Consider the following 16556-nt stretch of genomic DNA (forward strand, 5'->3'; position numbering starts at 1 on the left):
TGGGGAGGGGTTAGGGGTGGGGGTACGAGGCGACCGAATTCCTTGCCGTTTGCCAAATGCGATAAGGGGCGTTGTTCCAACGCGGCGCTCATGACTTCACCACCACGCAGCTTTCGGCAGGCAGGATGACGCCAACCTTGTCTCCCGCCGCGACGTCGACGCGCTCACGCGGGGTGGTGACGGCGACGATGGTGGTGCCAGCCGTTTCCACGTAGGTCTCGATGGTGGCGCCGAGGTCGCGCACGAAGGTCACCGTACCGTCGACGGCGCCGGAGCCTGGCGCGCCGAGCCGCACGTCCTCCGGCCGGATCGACACGGACGCTTTCGCCACACCCGAGGGCAGGGCGAGGCCGGCAACGGCGCTGCCGAGGATGGTGGCGCGACCGGCGGAATCGGCGCTGGCCTGCAAGAGGTTGGTCGAGCCGATGAAGTCGGCGACGAAGGCGTCGGCGGGCTTGCGGTAGATCTCGATCGGCGCCGCGGCCTGGCGGATGCGGCCCTCGCCCATGACGACGACGAGGTCGGCCATGGTCATGGCCTCGCGCTGGTCGTGGGTGACGACGATGGTGGTGATGCCGAGGCGCTGCTGCAACTGGCGCAATTCCACCTGCATGGATTCGCGCAGCTTCGCGTCGAGTGCCGACATCGGCTCGTCGAGCAGGAACAGTTTTGGCGACAGTGCCAGCGCCCGGGCGATGGCGACGCGCTGGCGCTGGCCGCCGGAGAGCTTCGCCACCGGCCGGTCGGCGAAGCCGGGCAGGTGCACCAGCTTCAGCAGCTCGTCGGCTCGCTTCTTCTGCTCGTCCTTCGGCGCGCCGCGGATGCGTAGCGCATAGGCGATGTTGTCGCCGACCGACAGATGCGGGAACAGCGCCAGCGACTGGAAGACCATGCCGAAACTGCGCTTGTGGGTGGGCACTCCGGTGATGTCCGCGCCGTCGAGCAGGATGGCGCCGGCGGTCGGCTCCTCCAAGCCGGCAATCATCCTGAGCAGCGTGGTCTTACCGCAGCCGGACGGGCCGAGCAGGCAGACGAAGGTGCCGTGCGGCACCGACAGGCTGACGTCGTCGACGGCGTTGAAGTCGCCGAAGCGTTTGGTGACGGACTGGATCGCTAATCCGGACATGGGTGCATCCCGATGGATGAGGCGGCTTCGCTGCGCCTCAGGACCTGCAAATAGTCAAATCGGTGGCAAGCAGCGCGATTTCGCGCTTAGATCGATGCCGGCAAAGAATTCGGGGGCGGAAGCAGGGGCGCCGAGCCAGCCGGCGCATTGGGGAGGATGGGCCACCCCAACTCCTGAGCTTGTCGAAGGGGGCGACGGGCCTCGCTCTCGAACTGGAGGTGCGCCATGTGGTTTCGGCCATATAGCGCCACCCTGGAACTGAAATGGACCCGGACGGGCTGGCAAATCTCGATCCGGGTCCGCTTCAGAAGCTAGGAAACGGGGGCCGGGCGAAAGCCTGGCTCCCACTCCAGCAAGATAGCGTCAGCGGCGCATCGAGACAAGCTCCGCCCCCAGCTCAGCTCGCGATCATCTCCGTCCACTTCTGGTTCAGCCAGTCGGCCTTGGTGGTGTAGAGGTCGTAGCGCGGCAGGATCGGCTGGATCTCCGACGACACGGCGGCGAATTCCTCGGCGGTCAGGTCGAGCTTGTCCTTCTTCAGCGTCGGCGCCGTGCCGACCTTGCGCGACATCAGGCCCTGGATCGACGGCTGGCTCATATAGTCGATGAACACATGCGCCTCCTCGGCTTTCTCCGAGGCGCGCGAGATGACCCAGTTGCCGCTGTCCTGGATGCCGCCCTCTTTCGGGAAGGTCGAGCGCACCGGCTGGCCGTCGGCCGCGGCGAGGCCGGTGACGTCGTGGTAATACTGGCCCATCGGGATCTCGCCCGACTTCAGCGCCTGCTCGAACTGCGCCTCGTCGCGGTACCAGAGCCGCACGTTCGGCTTGACCTCGGCGAGCTTGTCAAAGGCCTTGAGCAGGCCTTCCTCGGTGTCGAGCGCGTTGGTACCGCCGAAGAAGGTTGCGGCTGTAACTTCCAGCAGGAAGGAGTTGGAGACCAGCGCCAGCAGGCCGAGCTTGTCGGCATTGGCCGGATCCCAGAAGGCCGCCCAGGAATCGGGGGCGGTCGGATATGCATCGGTGTTGGTGACCAGCGTGATGTACCAGGCGACGGCACCGATGCCGGCGACGCGGCCGTCCGGATATTTGTTGACGAACTGCGGCAGCAGGTCGGCGAAATTCTTGATCTTCTTGTCGTCGATCGGCGTCCACAATTCGGTCGACTGGCCCTTGAGCGTCGAGGTCTGCGACATCATCGACACGTCGGCCGGCGCCTGCCCGGCCTTGGCCGCCTGCTCAAGCTGCACCAGCCAGGCCTCGCCGGTCGGCTCGGCCACCGATTCCACCGCGATGCCGCTCGCCTTGGTGAATTCCGGGAAGATGTGCTCATCGAAGGATTTCTTGAAATAGCCGCCATAGACGCCGACCTTCAGCGACTTGTCCTGCGCGCACAGGACCGAAGGCATGGCGAGCGCGCTGGCGCCGGCGATCGCTGCGCCGAGCACGGTCCGCCGGGTGAGTTCGATCTTCATCTCTGGTTCTCCTCTGTTTCGGCCGGTTTTCCGGCATGTTCCTTGTCTGCAGTCTAGTGGTTGTTCCGCGCTGTGTCGCGGGGGAGGACATCCGGGAGCGTAAACTGCCCCCTGCGGCTCCTCTTCAACCGTCGCTGTCACGCGAACCGGTTATCGCCGGGCTGAACACCATCAGCGACAGGATCTCGAACAGCACCTGCGCGCCGGCATGCGCGGTGTTGGTGGTGGAGTCGTATTGCGGGGCCACTTCGACGACGTCGCCGCCGACCAGATTGACCCCCTTGAGGCCGCGAAGGATCTCCAGCACCTCGCGCGTCGTCAGGCCGCCGACCTCGGGCGTCCCGGTGCCGGGCGCGAAGGCGGGGTCGAGGCTGTCGACGTCGAAGGAGAGGTAGGTCGGGCCGTCGCCGACGATCTTCCTGGCCTTCTCGATGACGGCGGGGATGCCGAGGCCCGACACCTCCTCGGCGTGGATCACCGTCATGCCGGACTCGTAGGTGAACTCCCACAGATACTCGGCCGAGCCGCGGATGCCGATCTGGATGGTGCGGGTCGGGTCGAGCACGCCGTCCAGCACCGCGTTGCGGAACGGACCGCCGTGATGGAACTTCGTCTGGTCGAAGGCGCCGCCCGTGTCGCAATGGGCGTCGATGTGGATCATGCCGACCGGCTGTTTGGCGCCGACGGCCTTGAGGATCGGGTGGGTGATCGAGTGGTCGCCGCCGACCGACAGCGGGATCACGCCGGCCTCGACGATCTGCCGGGCGCGCCGTTCGATGTCCTCGTGGCTGAGCTCCAGCCGGTAGCGGCTCTGGAAGGCGATATCGCCGATGTCGGCGACGCGCAGGTCCTGCACAGGGGCGCAGTCGAGCACGTGGTTGTAGGGTCCGATGCGCTCGATGGCGCGCAGCGCCCGCGGCCCGAAGCGCGAGCCCGGCCGGTTGGTGACGCCGAGATCCATCGGCACGCCGAGGATCGCCACCTGCAGGTCGCCGAAATCCGGCTGGTCGTTGTCGACCGGCATGTAGGGCGCGGTGAGGAAGGTTGGGATGCCGGAATAGGGGGCGAGCCGCGTGCCGCTCTTGGTGAAGATCTTGTCGGCCACGCGCCGGAACTGCGGGTTGAACAATTCGCCGCCGTGGCTCTCGCCATACTTGCGGCGCAGCGCCTCCAGCTTGCTTTCCGAGAAGCCCATGGCCTCCTCCTCGTTCGCGATGGCGGGAACGCCGGAATGCCGAGGGCATCCATGCTTCCGTCGCCGGATGCTCGTCCTCGCGTTCCCCTGGTTTTCTGCTTTTCCCGCTAGGTTGCGTCAACGCGATTGAAAGATCAATTGATATTGTTATAGCCTTGTGTGTGAGAATTTCTCACAGGAACGACACGGCATGGCGCGCCGGCTGCCTCCGCTCAATCCGTTGCGGGCCTTCGAGGCCACCGCCCGGCACGGATCGCTGACCAAGGCGGCGTCCGAGCTCAACGTCACCCATGGCGCCGTGAGTCACCAGATCAAGGCGCTGGAGGCAATGCTCAAGGTGCAGTTGTTCGAGCGCGCCGGCCAGCGCCTGAAACTGACGCTCCAGGGCGCCGAGCTACTGCCCTCGGTCACCAGCGCCTTCGACGGCATCGCTGCGGCGACGGCGCGCATGGCGCGCCCGACCGGCGCCGGCGCGCTGACGGTGAGCTGCGTGCCGGCGCTGCTGTCGCTGTGGCTCATCCCGCGCCTCGGCGGGTTCGTGGCGCAGTATCCGAACATCCGGCTGAAGCTGAACGCCTCCAACGATCCGCTCGACCTGCGTTCGCCCGACATCGACGTGTGTGTCCACTATGGCGACCGTGACTGGAGCGGCTGCTGGTTCCGGAAATGGTCGGACCTCGAGCTTTTCCCCGTCGCCAGCCCGTCGCTGATCAACAACCGGCCGATCCGTTCGGTGCGCGACCTCGCCGACCACGTGCTGCTGCATGGCGACGACGGGCGCGAATGGCATACCTGGCTGGCGGCGGCAGACGCCCTCGATCTGGCGCGCGGGCCGCAGCTGCATTTCAGCGATGCGCGGCTTTCGACCGAGGCGGCGCAGCATGGGCACGGCGTGGCGCTGGGCGATTCGGTGACGGCGAGCGGGCTTCTGGCGCGCGGGCTGCTGGTCACGCCGTTCAACCTGTCGGTGCCGGCGGTGGATTCCTTCTACGTCGCCTGCCGCAGCGGCGTACGCGCCGCGCCGGCCGCGCAGACCTTCATCGACTGGCTGTTCGCCGAGCGCGACATGAGCATGGCCGCCGGCGGGGTCGCGGTCGCCGGCCAGATCAGCATCCGCAAGCGGCGCGTGTCCGGCAAGGTGCAGGCGGGGTTAGCCGACCAATGAAGCACCCTCATCGGCCCTTCGGGCACCTCTCCTCACGCCGGGGCCGTCTCGACGATCGAGAACGCCGAGCGCGTGCGGATCAGCCGCGGCCCGCCGAAGCCGGCCTTGCGGAACAGCGCGGTATATTCGGCCAGAGACCGCTCCTTCGCGCCGGGAAACAGCATCATCATGTGCATGTCGGCGAGATAATTCATCGAATCGGCTTCGCCGGGAGGCGCTTCGAGCACCCGCTCGATCACCAGCAGGCGGCCGTCCGGCCTGATCGCCGCCCGGCACCGGGAGAGGATTTCGACGCAGCGCTCGTCGTTCCAGTCATGCAGGATCTGGGACAGCGTGTAGATGTGGCCGCCGGCGGGAACATGATCGAAGAAGCTGCCGGCCTCCACCGTGCAACGGCCGGCAAGCTCGCCGAGCACCCCGGCGGCGCCAGCCACTGCTCCCGCCTGGTCGAACAGCACGCCGCTTGGCGCCGGATGGGCGGCCAGGATCGCCTTCAGAAGCGCCCCACTGCCGCCGCCGACATCCACCACCCGCTCGGCTTGCGAAAAATCATAGGCCGCGACGACCGCGGCATGCCGATCGTCGGGGCTGTGCCGCATGAAGGCGTCGAAGATCGCGGCTTCCGTCGGGTTGTCGGCCAAATGGCTGAAGTAGGGTTTTCGGAATTCGGCCTCGAACGGCGTGTCGCCGGTCATGGCGCGCGCCGCGGCGCCCCAGACGGCCCAGGAACTCGGCATGGCGTAGTAGCGCGATGCATAATGAAGCGTAGGGGCGGAATCCTTGCGCAGATAGCGGGAGTCGTCGGTGTGGGCGACCGCGCCGTCTTCGGAGATCGAGAACAGGCCGAAGGCGGCGAGCGCGCGCAACAGGCGGGCGAGCCGTTCCGGATCCGCGCCGCATTCGGCCGCGAGCTCGGCGACCGGGCGTGCCTTGGCATCGATGCGATCGGCCAGGCCGAGCGAGCAGGCGATCTCGATCATCTTCGAGACCTGCAGGCCTCGGACGAGGCCGAGGACTCGTGAATAGCCATCCCCGTTCGCCATGCGATCCCTCCATCGGCCGGCAGGGATTGTCGTCATTCCGATAGGCGAGGTTTTTTGTATTGCGTGACGGCATTGAACGCTGCTGCGGCAGTCCGCGTCAATGCCCCGTCGCCCGGGCAATCGCCTGCATCGCCGGTGTTCTGATATGCAGGACCAAACATATCCTGAAGCATGCCGGACTTTTCGATGCTATAGCGCGCGTGAGCCGTGAAGGCTGCGGAGGAGAGTTCGAGAGGGCCTATGACCAGGACCGATATCGCCCGGCGCGTCTACAACCACACTTGGAAGCTCGATCCGATCGTGCGCAGCCTGCTCGACACGGATTTCTACAAGCTTCTGATGCTGCAGATGATCTGGGGCATGTACCCGAAGGTGGACGCCACCTTCTCGCTGATCAACCGGAAGACTACGGTGCGTCTTGCCGACGAGATCGACGAGCAGGAACTGCGGGCGCAGCTCGACCACGCCCGCACGCTGCGCTTCTCCAAGAAGGAGATGATCTGGCTGGGCGGCAACACCTTCTACGGCCGCAAGCAGATTTTCTCGCCGGAGTTCCTGGCCTGGCTGGAGGGTTTCCAGCTTCCGGAATACGAGCTGCGCAAGAAGGACGGCCAGTTCGAGCTCGAGTTCCCCGGCCCGTGGATGTACACCACCATGTGGGAGATCCCGGCGCTGGCGATCATCAACGAGCTGCGCTCGCGCGCCGCCATGAAGTCCTTCGCGCCGTTCGCGCTCGACGTGCTCTATGCCCGCGCCAAGGCCAAGATGTGGGACAAGACCGAGCGGCTGAAGAAGCTGCCCGACATCCGTATCTCCGATTTCGGCACGCGGCGGCGCCACTCCTTCCTGTGGCAGCGCTGGTGCGTGGAGGCGCTGAAAGAGGGTATCGGCGAAGCCTTCACCGGCACCAGCAACGTCAAGCTCGCCATGGACACCGACCTGGAGGCGCTGGGCACCAACGCACACGAGCTGCCGATGGTGCTGGCCGCGCTCACCGACAGCGAGGAGGAGCTGAGGCGCTCGCCCTATCACGTGCTGCAGGACTGGCAGCGCTATTATGGCGGCAATTTGCTGATCGTGCTGCCCGACGCCTTCGGCACGGCCTCCTTCCTGCGCGATGCGCCCGACTGGGTGGCCGACTGGACCGGCTTCCGCCCCGACAGCGCCCCACCGATCGAGGGCGGCGAGCGCATCATGGCGTGGTGGCGGCAGAAGGGGAAAGACCCGCGCACAAAACTGCTGATCTTCTCCGACGGGCTGGAGGTCGAGTCCATCATCGAGACCTATCGTCATTTCGAGGGCAAGGTACGCATGTCGTTCGGCTGGGGCACCAATCTCACCAACGACTTCGAAGGCTGCGCGCCGATCCCGACCGACGGGCTCAACGCCATCTCGCTGGTGTGCAAGGTGACCAGCGCCGACGGCCGGCCGGCGGTGAAGCTCTCCGACAATCCCGCCAAGGCGACCGGCGACCCGCGCGAGATCGACCGCTACCTGCGCGTGTTCGGCGACAAGGAAAGGGTGCGGCAGGCGGTGAAGGTGTGAGAGGGCGGGCCGGGAGTGGATGGAACGGGCCGTAGTTGGACAGGTCCGAGCGTGCGATGCGCGGTGAGTTTCCGATTGGCATCCGCATGAACATCGCCGACCTCCCCGTTCTGCCCGTCACCGAGGCGCTGCCGACGCTGCTCGCCGCGCTGGAGACGGGCAACGGCGCCGTGCTGGTGGCGCCGCCCGGCGCCGGCAAGACCACGCTGGTGCCGCCGGCGCTGCTGTCGGCACCCTGGCGCGGCGACGGCACCATCCTGCTGCTCGAGCCGCGCCGGCTGGCGGCCCGGGCGGCGGCGCGGCGCATGGCGCAAATCCTCGGCGAGGAGCCGGGCGGCACCGTCGGCTACGCCATGCGCATGGAACGCAAGGTCTCCGCCAGGACGCGCATCCTCGTCGTCACCGAGGGCATTCTCGCACGCATGATCCTCGACGATCCGGAACTGCCGGGCATCGCCGCCATCCTGTTCGACGAATTCCACGAGCGCTCGCTCGACGGCGATTTCGGGCTGGCCCTGGCGCTCGACGTGCAGGGGGCACTGCGGCCCGACCTCAGGCTGCTGGTGATGTCGGCCACCGTGGACGGCGCGCGTGTGGCAAAACTGCTCGGCGATGCGCCGGTGATCGAAAGCGCCGGCCGCAGCTTTCCCGTCGACATCCGCCACGCCGAGCGGGCGCCCGGCACGGCGGTCGAGGATGGCGTCGCCGCGGCGGTGCGCGAGGCGCTGGCGGCCGAGGAGGGCAGCGTGCTCGCCTTCCTGCCCGGCCAACGCGAGATACTTCGCACGGCGGAGCGGCTGGAGGGACGTATCGCGGAGAATGTCGACATCGTGCCGCTCTACGGCCAACTCGACGCGCGCGCCCAGGACGCGGCGATAAGGCCGGCGCCGGCGGGGCGGCGCAAGGTGGTGCTGGCGACTTCGATCGCCGAGACCTCGATCACCATCGACGGGGTGCGGGTGGTCGTCGATTCCGGTCTGTCGCGCGTGCCGCGCTACGAGCCGGCCTCCGGGCTGACGCGGCTGGAGACGGTGCGCGTCAGCAAGGCGTCGGCCGACCAGCGGGCGGGGCGCGCCGGGCGCACGCAGCCGGGTGTCGCCATCCGCTTGTGGCGGGCCGAGCAGACGGCGGCGCTTGCGCCCTACAATACGCCGGAAATCCTTGAGGCCGACCTGTCGTCGCTGTTGCTCGACTGCGCCGCCTTCGGCGTCGCCGATCCGCGCGCGCTCGCCTTTCTCGATCCGCCGCCCGCGCCGGCCCTGGCCGAGGCGCGCGCCTTGCTCGCAGCGCTGCATGCGCTCGACGCCGACGGCCGGCTCACCGAGGCGGGCGCGACGATGCGAAAGCTCGCGCTGCCGGTGCGGCTGGCGCATATGGTGGCGGAGGCGGCGCGGCACGGGGCGGCCCGTGAGGCGGCCGAAATCGCGGTGCTGCTGACCGAGCGCGGGCTGGGCGGCGACAGCGCCGACCTGGAGCGGCGGCTGGCGCGGTTCCGGACGGAGAAGTCGCCACGGGCAACGGCGGCACGGCAGCTGGCGGAGAGGCTGGCTCGGAGCTTACCCTCCCCCTTGAGGGGAGGGTCGCCCGAAGGGCGGGGTGGGGGTGAACCGGCACCCACCGCGCGGTCGGTCCCCACCCCGGCGCTTCGCGCCGATCCTCCCCGCAAGGGGGAGGGTGGAGCTGGCGCGCTGCCTCACCCGACCCCATCCGCCGCCTTTGGCGGCACCTCCCCCTCGAAAGGGAAGGAAAGTGCCGGCGCGCTTCTCCTCCATGCCTGGCCGGACAGGGTCGCCAGGGCGCGCGGCGAGCGCGGCCGCTTCGTGCTGTCGAACGGCGGCGGGGCGATGCTCGACGCGGCGGACCCGCTGGCCGGCGAGACGTTCCTGGTGGTGGCCGACGTGCAGGGCAAGGCGCAGAACGCGCGCATCACCGCGGCGGCTGCGGTCGGCGAGGACGCCATCCGCGCCGTGCTCGGCGACCGGCTGGAGCGGCGGCGCGTCACCGAGTTCGACCGCGAGCGCGGCGCGGTGCGCAGCCGCGAGGCGGTGCGTCTCGGCGCCGTGGTGCTGTCCGAGCGGATGCTGCCGCCGCCGAAAGGCGCCGACGCCGACCGCGCTATCCTCGATGCGCTGCGCGCGCACGGGCTGGCGCTGCTGCCGTGGGGCAAGGACGCCGAGACCCTGCGCAGCCGCCTTTCCTGGCTGCACCGGGCGGTCGGCGCGCCCTGGCCGGACGTATCGGACGGCGCCCTGCTCGCTTCGCTGGAAGAGTGGCTGCTGCCGTTCCTGACCGGCGAGGCCGCCTTCTCCCGCATCGATCCCGGCGCCGTTTCCGCAGCGCTGATAGCGCTCGTTCCGCACGAGTTGCAGCGGCGGCTCGACAAGGCCGCGCCGACGCATTTCGATGCTCCTTCGGGCAGCCGGGTGCCGATCCGCTACGACGGCGAGATACCGGTGCTGTCGATCCGCGTGCAGGAACTGTTCGGCCTGACCGCGCATCCGACGATCGGCGACGGCCGCGTGCCGCTGACGCTGGAACTCTTGTCGCCGGCGCACCGGCCGATCCAGACGACGCGCGACCTGCCCGCCTTCTGGCGCGGCTCGTGGGCCGACGTGCGCGCCGACATGCGCGGCCGCTATCCCAAGCATGTCTGGCCGGAGGAACCTGCCAGCGCCATGGCTACCGCCCGGGCAAAGCCCCGCGTCAAATAGCGCTTGGCGCGAGCGCCCTTCCGGCGCGATAAACCGGCATGATCAAACCCTTCACCACCCCCGACTTCGAGCAGACGCACCGGCTCAGGCTGAACACGCTGATCCGGCTGCGCTGGCTGGCGATCGCCGGCCAGAGCGTCGCGGTCATCGTGGTCGCCTACTGGCTGCAGTTCCCTCTGCCGGTCAGCCTGTGCTTCGCGCTGATCGCCTGCTCGGCCTGGCTCAACCTGTTCCTCACCTTCCGCTTTCCGTCGACGCATCGGCTGCCCCCCAATTCGGCCCTGGCCACGCTGCTGTTCGATTCCCTGCAGCTCGCCGGCCTGCTCTATGTCACCGGCGGGCTCACCAACCCGTTCTCGCTGCTGCTCACCGTGCCCGTGGTCATCTCGGCCACCACCCTGCCGCTGAAGATGACCGCGGCGCTCGGTGCCCTGGTGATGGCGATGGCGACTGTGCTGGTGTTCCGCCACATGCCGCTGCCCTGGGTGGAGGGCGAGCGGCTGGCGATGCCCTTCGTCTATGTCGCCGGCATGTGGGTGGCGCTGTTCTCCTCGATCACCTTCACCGCCGTCTATGCCTGGCGGGTCGCCGAGGAGGCGCGGCTGCTCGCCAATGCGCTCGCCGCCACCGAACTGGTGCTGCAGCGCGAGCAGCATCTGTCGGCGCTGGACGGGCTGGCGGCTGCCGCCGCGCACGAGCTCGGCACGCCGCTCGCCACCATCACCGTGGTCGCCAAGGAGATGGAGCGGGCGCTCGGCAACGATCCCAAGTTCCGCGAGGACGTCACGCTGCTGCGCTCGCAGAGCGAGCGCTGCCGCGAGATCCTCAAGCGGCTGACCAGCCTGTCGTCGGAGAGCGAGGGCCACATGGCCCGCCTGCCGCTGACCTCGCTCATCGAGGAGGTGATCGCCCCGCATCGCGACTTCGGCATCGCCATCCGGCTGGAGCCGGGCGAGCGCATCGGCCAGGAGCCGGTCGGCCACCGCAATCCCGGCGTCATCTACGGGCTCGGCAATCTGGTCGAGAACGCCGTCGACTTCGCGGCGAGTACCGTCACGGTGCGCTGGCGCTGGAACGACGAGGCGGTGACGATCGACGTCGTCGACGACGGCCCCGGCTTCCGCCCGGAGATCCTAGACCGCATCGGCGAGCCTTACATGTCGACGCGGCAGGGGCCGGAGCCCGGCGGCGGCCTCGGCCTCGGCCTGTTCATCGCCAAGACGCTGCTGGAGCGCTCCGGCGCCGGCCTCTCCTTCTTCAACGCCAACGAGCGCGGCATGGGCGCGGTGGCGCAGGTCTCGTGGCGGCGCGACCAGTTCGTCAGCCGGCGTCCCGCCCCCGACATCATGCACGATACCGCCTGATGTGGCATTCCGGGCCCCGAATGGCTATATCGTCGCGAGAACAAGACAGATGAAAGGGTAAGGCGCCGATGATGGCCGAAGAGACGATCACCGATACCGGCATCGGGCAGGACGCATCGCTGCTGCTGGTCGACGACGACAAGCCGTTCCTGACCCGGCTGGCGCGCGCCATGGAGGCGCGCGGCTTCTCGGTCGACACGGCCGAAAGCGTCGAGGAGGCGGTCGCCAAGGCGAAGGCCGGCGCGCCCGCCTATGCGGTCGTCGACATGAGGCTGGGCGACGGCAACGGGCTAGACGTGGTTGCGGCGATCCGCGAGAGCCGCGCCGACGCGCGCGCCGTCATCCTCACCGGCTACGGCAACATCGCCACCGCCGTGACGGCGGTGAAGCTCGGCGCCATCGACTACCTGTCCAAGCCGGCCGACGCCGACGACATCTACGCGGCGCTGACCCGCAGCGGCGGCGAGCGCGCCGCCCCGCCGGAAAACCCGATGTCGGCCGACCGCGTGCGCTGGGAGCACATCCAGCGCGTCTACGAGATGTGCGACCGCAACGTCTCGGAAACGGCGCGGCGCCTCAACATGCACCGCCGCACCCTGCAGCGCATCCTCGCCAAGCGCGCGCCGCGCTGAGCGCGGCTGCGCCCGGAGGCGGAGTCCTCATGCCGTAGCGGAGGTGAGGCTCGCCGCCGGATAAGAGCGCCCGGGACAGGCCCGCTTGTTCCCGAAAGAGGGGACAAAAAATCGACCTTGCGAACAAAAAATCCGCGAGGGCACACGTCCAGGCGATTACTGCTTCGGCAGGATTGATTTTGATTTCAACCGCTTGGCCGGTATGACCGGCTGGCGCGGCGACATGTGGCCGTGCCGAAAACAGCCCGGCGCATCGCCGCGCTGCCCCCTCCTCCGCAACCCGTCCCATGCTTGTGCCGAGTTCAACGAGGCGCCGACATGGACACTTCCGACAATCTCGCTCTCCCCTACATCCTGCCGTCGCAGGCGCAGAAGCACGTCACCCACAACGAGGCGATCGCCATGCTCGACGCGCTGGTGCAGCCGGGCGTGCTCGACCGCGACCTCGCGGCGCCGCCGGCGTCGCCCGCCAACGGCGACCGGTACATCGTGGCAAGCGGCGCGTCGGGCGACTGGACCGGCCGGGCCGGCAGCATCGCGCATCGCCTCGACGGCGTCTGGGCCTTCTACGCTCCGCGACCCGGTTGGCTCGTTTTCGTCGTGGACGAGGCGAAGCTCGTCCATTGGACCGGTTCGACCTGGGCAGACTATCCGGCGGCGATCGATGTCCTGCAGTCGCTTTCCCTGCTCGGCATCGGCACCACGGCGGACGCGGCCAATCCCTTTTCGGCAAAACTCAACAAGGCGCTGTGGGCGGCGAGGACAGCCGCGGAGGGTGGCGACGGCGATCTTCGCTACACGCTGAACAAGGAGACCGCGGCCGACGTCCTGTCGCTGCTGATGCAGACTGGCTTCTCCGGCCGGGCCGAGTTCGGGCTGATCGGCGACGACAATCTGTCGCTGAAAGTCTCGCCCGACGGCACGGCCTGGACAACGGCGCTGACGGTCGACAAGGCGACCGGCCAGCTTGCCATCGGCAACCAGCTCAATCTGAACGCCTCGCTGTCGATGTCCGGGGCGTCGCTGACCATCACGCGGGACGCTGCGGCGACTCTGCTCAGGCTGATCAGCTACCGCGACACCAATGCCACCCACGCGACCTTTGCCGCGGATGTGGCGCGCGGCAGCTTGGCATCGCCGGCCTTCATGACCAATACCGGGCTGATGGCGGAATTCATCGTCCGCCCGTGGGACGGGACCGCCATCGGCACGGTGACCTCAGGCCGCCTCGCCTTCCGCGCCTCGGAGAACCACAGCGCCGCGGCGCGCGGCACGCGCTGGACGATCGAGCTGACGCCCAACGGCAGCACGTCGGTCGCGGAGGCCGGGGCGCTCGACCATGCGTCGGGCCTCTCGCTGTTCTCGGTGCCGGTGATCGACGCCAATCGCCATTTCCGGCTGCGCTCCTATACGATCGCAAGCTTGCCGTCAGCTTCGCCCGCCGGGCAGATGATCCATTGCTCGGACCTGGGCGGCGGCGGCGGGCAGCTCAATTCCGACGGCGCGGCCTGGCGGCGCGTGTCGCGCGGCGGCCAGCAGGCGGTGGCGAGCGATGCCGATTTCACGCTTGCCGTGCTGGCCAATGCCGAGGAGCAGCGCCATACCGGCACGCTCTCCGCCGATCGTGCGGTGACGCTGTCGGCGACCAACGCCTATGCCGGCGCCCGCTTCCGCCTGGCGCGTACCGGCGGCGGCGCGTTCAGCCTGTCCTTCGGCGGACTGAAGAACCTGGCGGCCAATACGTGGGCCGAGGCGGTGCATGACGGCTCAGCCTGGTATCTGGCGGCGTATGGAGGGTTGTGAAGGTTTTTCCCTCCCCCTTGAGGGGAGGGTGGCCGCGAAGCGGCCGGGTGGGGTGCGAGCGGCAGTGCTCTACGCCATCTTCTTCGTGGTAGAAAAGGCATCGCACGGCCGCTCGCACCCCACCCGCCTCGCTTCGCTCGGCACCCTCCCCTCAAGGGAGAGGGAGGCTCAGCTATGTGCGAAGATATCCTCCTCGCCCCAGCCCATCAGGTCGAGGCGGGCGCGGGCGGGCAGGAAGCGGAAGCAGGCGTCGGCGACCTTGGTGCGGTTCTCGCGCATCAGCCGGGTGACCAGGATCTCGCGCAGCCGGTGCAGGTGGAGAACGTCGGAGGCAGCGTATTCGAGCTGCTCCGGCGACAGCGTCTCGGCGGCCCAGTCGGACGACTGCTGCGCCTTGGACAGGTTGACCCCGAGCAGCTCGTAGCAGATGTCCTTCAGCCCGTGGCGGTCGGTGTAGGTGCGGGTCAGCCGCGAGGCGATCTTGGTGCAGAACACCGGCTCCGGCATGGCACCGAAGGCGTGGCTGAGCACGGCAAGGTCGAAGCGGGCATAGTGGAAGAGCTTTGTGACGCGCTTGTCGCGCAGGAGCGCGACAAGGTTCGGCGCCTTCTTCTGCCCGGGGGCGATCTGGATGACGTCGGCGGTTCCGTCGCCGGGCGAGATCTGAACCACGCACAGCCGGTCGCGATGCGGGTTGAGACCGAGCGTTTCCGTGTCGATCGCGACCGCCTCGACATTGTAGTTGGCGAGGTCGGGCAGGTCGTGCTTGTGGAAGCGGATGGTCATCGTCGTCTCCGGTCGTGGCGCTCACTCCTCGCCGCGATCGCGAGAAAAATCAACAGGGACCGACTGCTTACGTCGGTTGCTCCCCGCCCGATAGGCCGATCCGCGGTTGCGGCAAAGTCCCCCTCTCCGTCTCGCCCTTCGGGCGCGCCACCTCTCCCCCACTTCGTGGGGGCGAGGAAAGGTGCCCAGCTTACCGCGTCAGCGCGTCAAGGATGCGTGCCCAGGAGCGCTGGCCCTTGTGGAAGGAGGCGAGGTCGTATTTCTCGTTGGGCGAATGAATGCGGTCGTCGGATTGGGCGAAGCCGACCAGCAGCGACTCCATGCCGAGAATCGTCTGGAAGTCGCCGACGACGGGAATGGAGCCGCCGCTGCCGACCAGCACCGCGGCCTTGCTCCATTCGTCGGTCAGCGCCTGCTGCGCCTTGGTGAGGAAGGGCGACTCGTAGGACAGCTGGATCGCCGGCGAGCCGCCATGCGGATGGAACTCGACCGAGCAGTCGGCCGGAAGCCGTTCGCGCACGAAAGCGCGAAAGGCCTCGCGGATCTTCACCGGGTCCTGCTTGTGGACCAGGCGGAAGGAGACCTTTGCAAACGCCTCGGCGGCGATCACGGTCTTGAAGCCTTTTCCGGTGTAGCCGCCGGAGATGCCGTTGAATTCGGCGGTCGGCCGTGCCCACACCAGCTCCAGCACCGAGCGGCCCGTCTCGCCGGCCGGCTCGGACAGGCCGATGGGGCCGAGGAAGTTCTCGGCCGTCTCCCCCAGCGCCTGCCACGACTGCAGCACCTGCCGGGGCGTCTCCTCCACGCCGTCGTAGAAGCCCGGGATGGTGACGCGGCCGGTCTCGTCATGGATGTCGGCGAGGATGCGGGCGAGGACGCGGACCGGATTGGCGGCCGGCCCGCCATACATGCCGGAATGCAGGTCGCGGTCGGCGGCCTTGACGACCACCTCCTCGCCCACCAGCCCGCGCAGCGAGGTGCAGATGGAGGGCGTCTGCCGGTCCCACATGTCGGTGTCGCAGACCAGGGCGAAGTCGGCCCGCAGCTCGGCGGCGCTGGCTTCCAGGAACGGCTTCAGCGACGGCGAGCCCGACTCCTCCTCGCCCTCGAACAGGAGCGTGACGCGGCAGGGCAGCGTGCCGTGCACCGCCTTCCAGGCGCGGCAGGCCTCGACGAACAGCATGAGCTGGCCCTTGTCGTCGGAGGAGCCGCGGCCGGTGATGACCTTCCGGCCTGGCTCCAGCTCCTTGACCTTTGGGTCGAAGGGATCGTCGTGCCACAGGTCCAGCGGATCGACCGGCTGCACGTCGTAATGGCCGTAGAACAGTATGTGCGGCGCGCCGGCCGGTCCGTCGTGATGGGCGACGACCATAGGATGGCCGGACGTGTCGCGCACGCTGGCGTCGAAGCCGATGGTCTTCAGGTCGGCGACCAGCCACTCCGCCGCCTTGCGGCAGTCGGCCTTGAAGTCCGGGTCGGTCGAGATCGACCTGATGCGCAGCAGCGCGAACAGCCGCTCGAGGCTCTTGTCGAGATCGGCATCGAGACGGTCAAGGACGGGGACCAGCGCGGACATGGGCGTACCTCTTTCGATTGGCGGCGCACCCTAACGACAGGACGGGAGAACGGAAAGAGCGGGGATGGTGGGCCAGGGACAGCGTGCAGCCAATGGCAGATATTGCTACGCAAAGGGGAGCCCCGGACAGAAAAAT

General features: G+C 68.3%; 12 protein-coding genes. 6 read left to right on the top strand and 6 right to left on the bottom strand.

The features are described from left to right. Nucleotides 1-88: 88 nt before the first annotated feature. From C7I84_RS13885 to speB, 3 genes are all read right to left on the bottom strand, one after another. The gene (locus C7I84_RS13885) at nt 89-1126 is read right to left on the bottom strand and encodes an ABC transporter ATP-binding protein (protein WP_106772794.1); all 1038 of its coding nucleotides are present in this window, start codon (nt 1124-1126) and stop codon (nt 89-91) included. 397 nt (nt 1127-1523) lie between these two features. Next, a complete protein-coding gene (locus C7I84_RS13890; RefSeq protein ID WP_106772795.1) occupies nt 1524-2600 on the bottom strand; it encodes an ABC transporter substrate-binding protein in 1077 nt (358 codons plus the stop codon). Between the two features lie 124 nt (nt 2601-2724). Beyond that, nucleotides 2725-3795, bottom strand: a complete 1071-nt coding sequence (gene speB, locus C7I84_RS13895) for an agmatinase (protein ID WP_106772796.1) — start codon at nt 3793-3795, stop codon at nt 2725-2727. A 190-nt stretch (nt 3796-3985) separates the two neighbouring features. On the opposite strand from speB, the gene gcvA reads away from it, so the two are divergent. Next, nucleotides 3986-4960 (top strand): transcriptional regulator GcvA, encoded by a 975-nt coding sequence (gcvA, locus tag C7I84_RS13900; RefSeq protein ID WP_106772797.1) that lies wholly within the window; start codon nt 3986-3988, stop codon nt 4958-4960. Between the two features lie 32 nt (nt 4961-4992). On the opposite strand, the gene C7I84_RS13905 is transcribed toward gcvA, so the two are convergent. After that, nucleotides 4993-6003, bottom strand: coding sequence for a methyltransferase (locus tag C7I84_RS13905; protein ID WP_165816072.1), 1011 nt, complete (start codon nt 6001-6003; stop codon nt 4993-4995). A 240-nt stretch (nt 6004-6243) separates the two neighbouring features. On the opposite strand from C7I84_RS13905, the gene pncB reads away from it, so the two are divergent. The 5 genes from pncB to C7I84_RS13930 all read left to right on the top strand — a co-directional run bounded on the left by pncB (nt 6244) and on the right by C7I84_RS13930 (nt 14058). Continuing rightward, entirely contained in the window at nt 6244-7548 is a 1305-nt protein-coding gene (gene pncB, locus C7I84_RS13910; protein ID WP_106772799.1) for a nicotinate phosphoribosyltransferase, read from the top strand. Between the two features lie 86 nt (nt 7549-7634). Beyond that, on the top strand, nt 7635-10259 hold the full coding sequence (gene hrpB, locus C7I84_RS13915) for an ATP-dependent helicase HrpB (protein WP_106772883.1): 2625 nt from the start codon (nt 7635-7637) through the stop codon (nt 10257-10259). Nucleotides 10260-10297: 38 nt separating this feature from the next. After that, entirely contained in the window at nt 10298-11623 is a 1326-nt protein-coding gene (locus C7I84_RS13920) for an ActS/PrrB/RegB family redox-sensitive histidine kinase (protein ID WP_106772800.1), read from the top strand. Between the two features lie 68 nt (nt 11624-11691). Next, nucleotides 11692-12255 carry an ActR/PrrA/RegA family redox response regulator transcription factor gene (locus C7I84_RS13925; protein WP_106772801.1) on the top strand — a complete coding sequence of 188 codons (564 nt, stop codon included), beginning with the start codon at nt 11692-11694 and terminating at the stop codon, nt 12253-12255. 318 nt (nt 12256-12573) lie between these two features. Further along, nucleotides 12574-14058, top strand: coding sequence for a DUF2793 domain-containing protein (locus C7I84_RS13930; protein WP_106772802.1), 1485 nt, complete (start codon nt 12574-12576; stop codon nt 14056-14058). A 168-nt stretch (nt 14059-14226) separates the two neighbouring features. On the opposite strand, the gene C7I84_RS13935 is transcribed toward C7I84_RS13930, so the two are convergent. Both C7I84_RS13935 and C7I84_RS13940 read right to left on the bottom strand, forming a co-directional pair. Further along, nucleotides 14227-14844 carry a ribonuclease D gene (locus C7I84_RS13935; protein ID WP_106772803.1) on the bottom strand — a complete coding sequence of 206 codons (618 nt, stop codon included), beginning with the start codon at nt 14842-14844 and terminating at the stop codon, nt 14227-14229. Nucleotides 14845-15034: 190 nt separating this feature from the next. Further along, entirely contained in the window at nt 15035-16420 is a 1386-nt protein-coding gene (locus tag C7I84_RS13940) for a M20/M25/M40 family metallo-hydrolase (protein WP_106772804.1), read from the bottom strand. Nucleotides 16421-16556 lie beyond the last annotated feature (136 nt).

The sequence above is a fragment of the Kumtagia ephedrae genome (genome assembly GCF_003012745.1).
GTDB lineage: Bacteria > Pseudomonadota > Alphaproteobacteria > Rhizobiales > Rhizobiaceae > Kumtagia > Kumtagia ephedrae.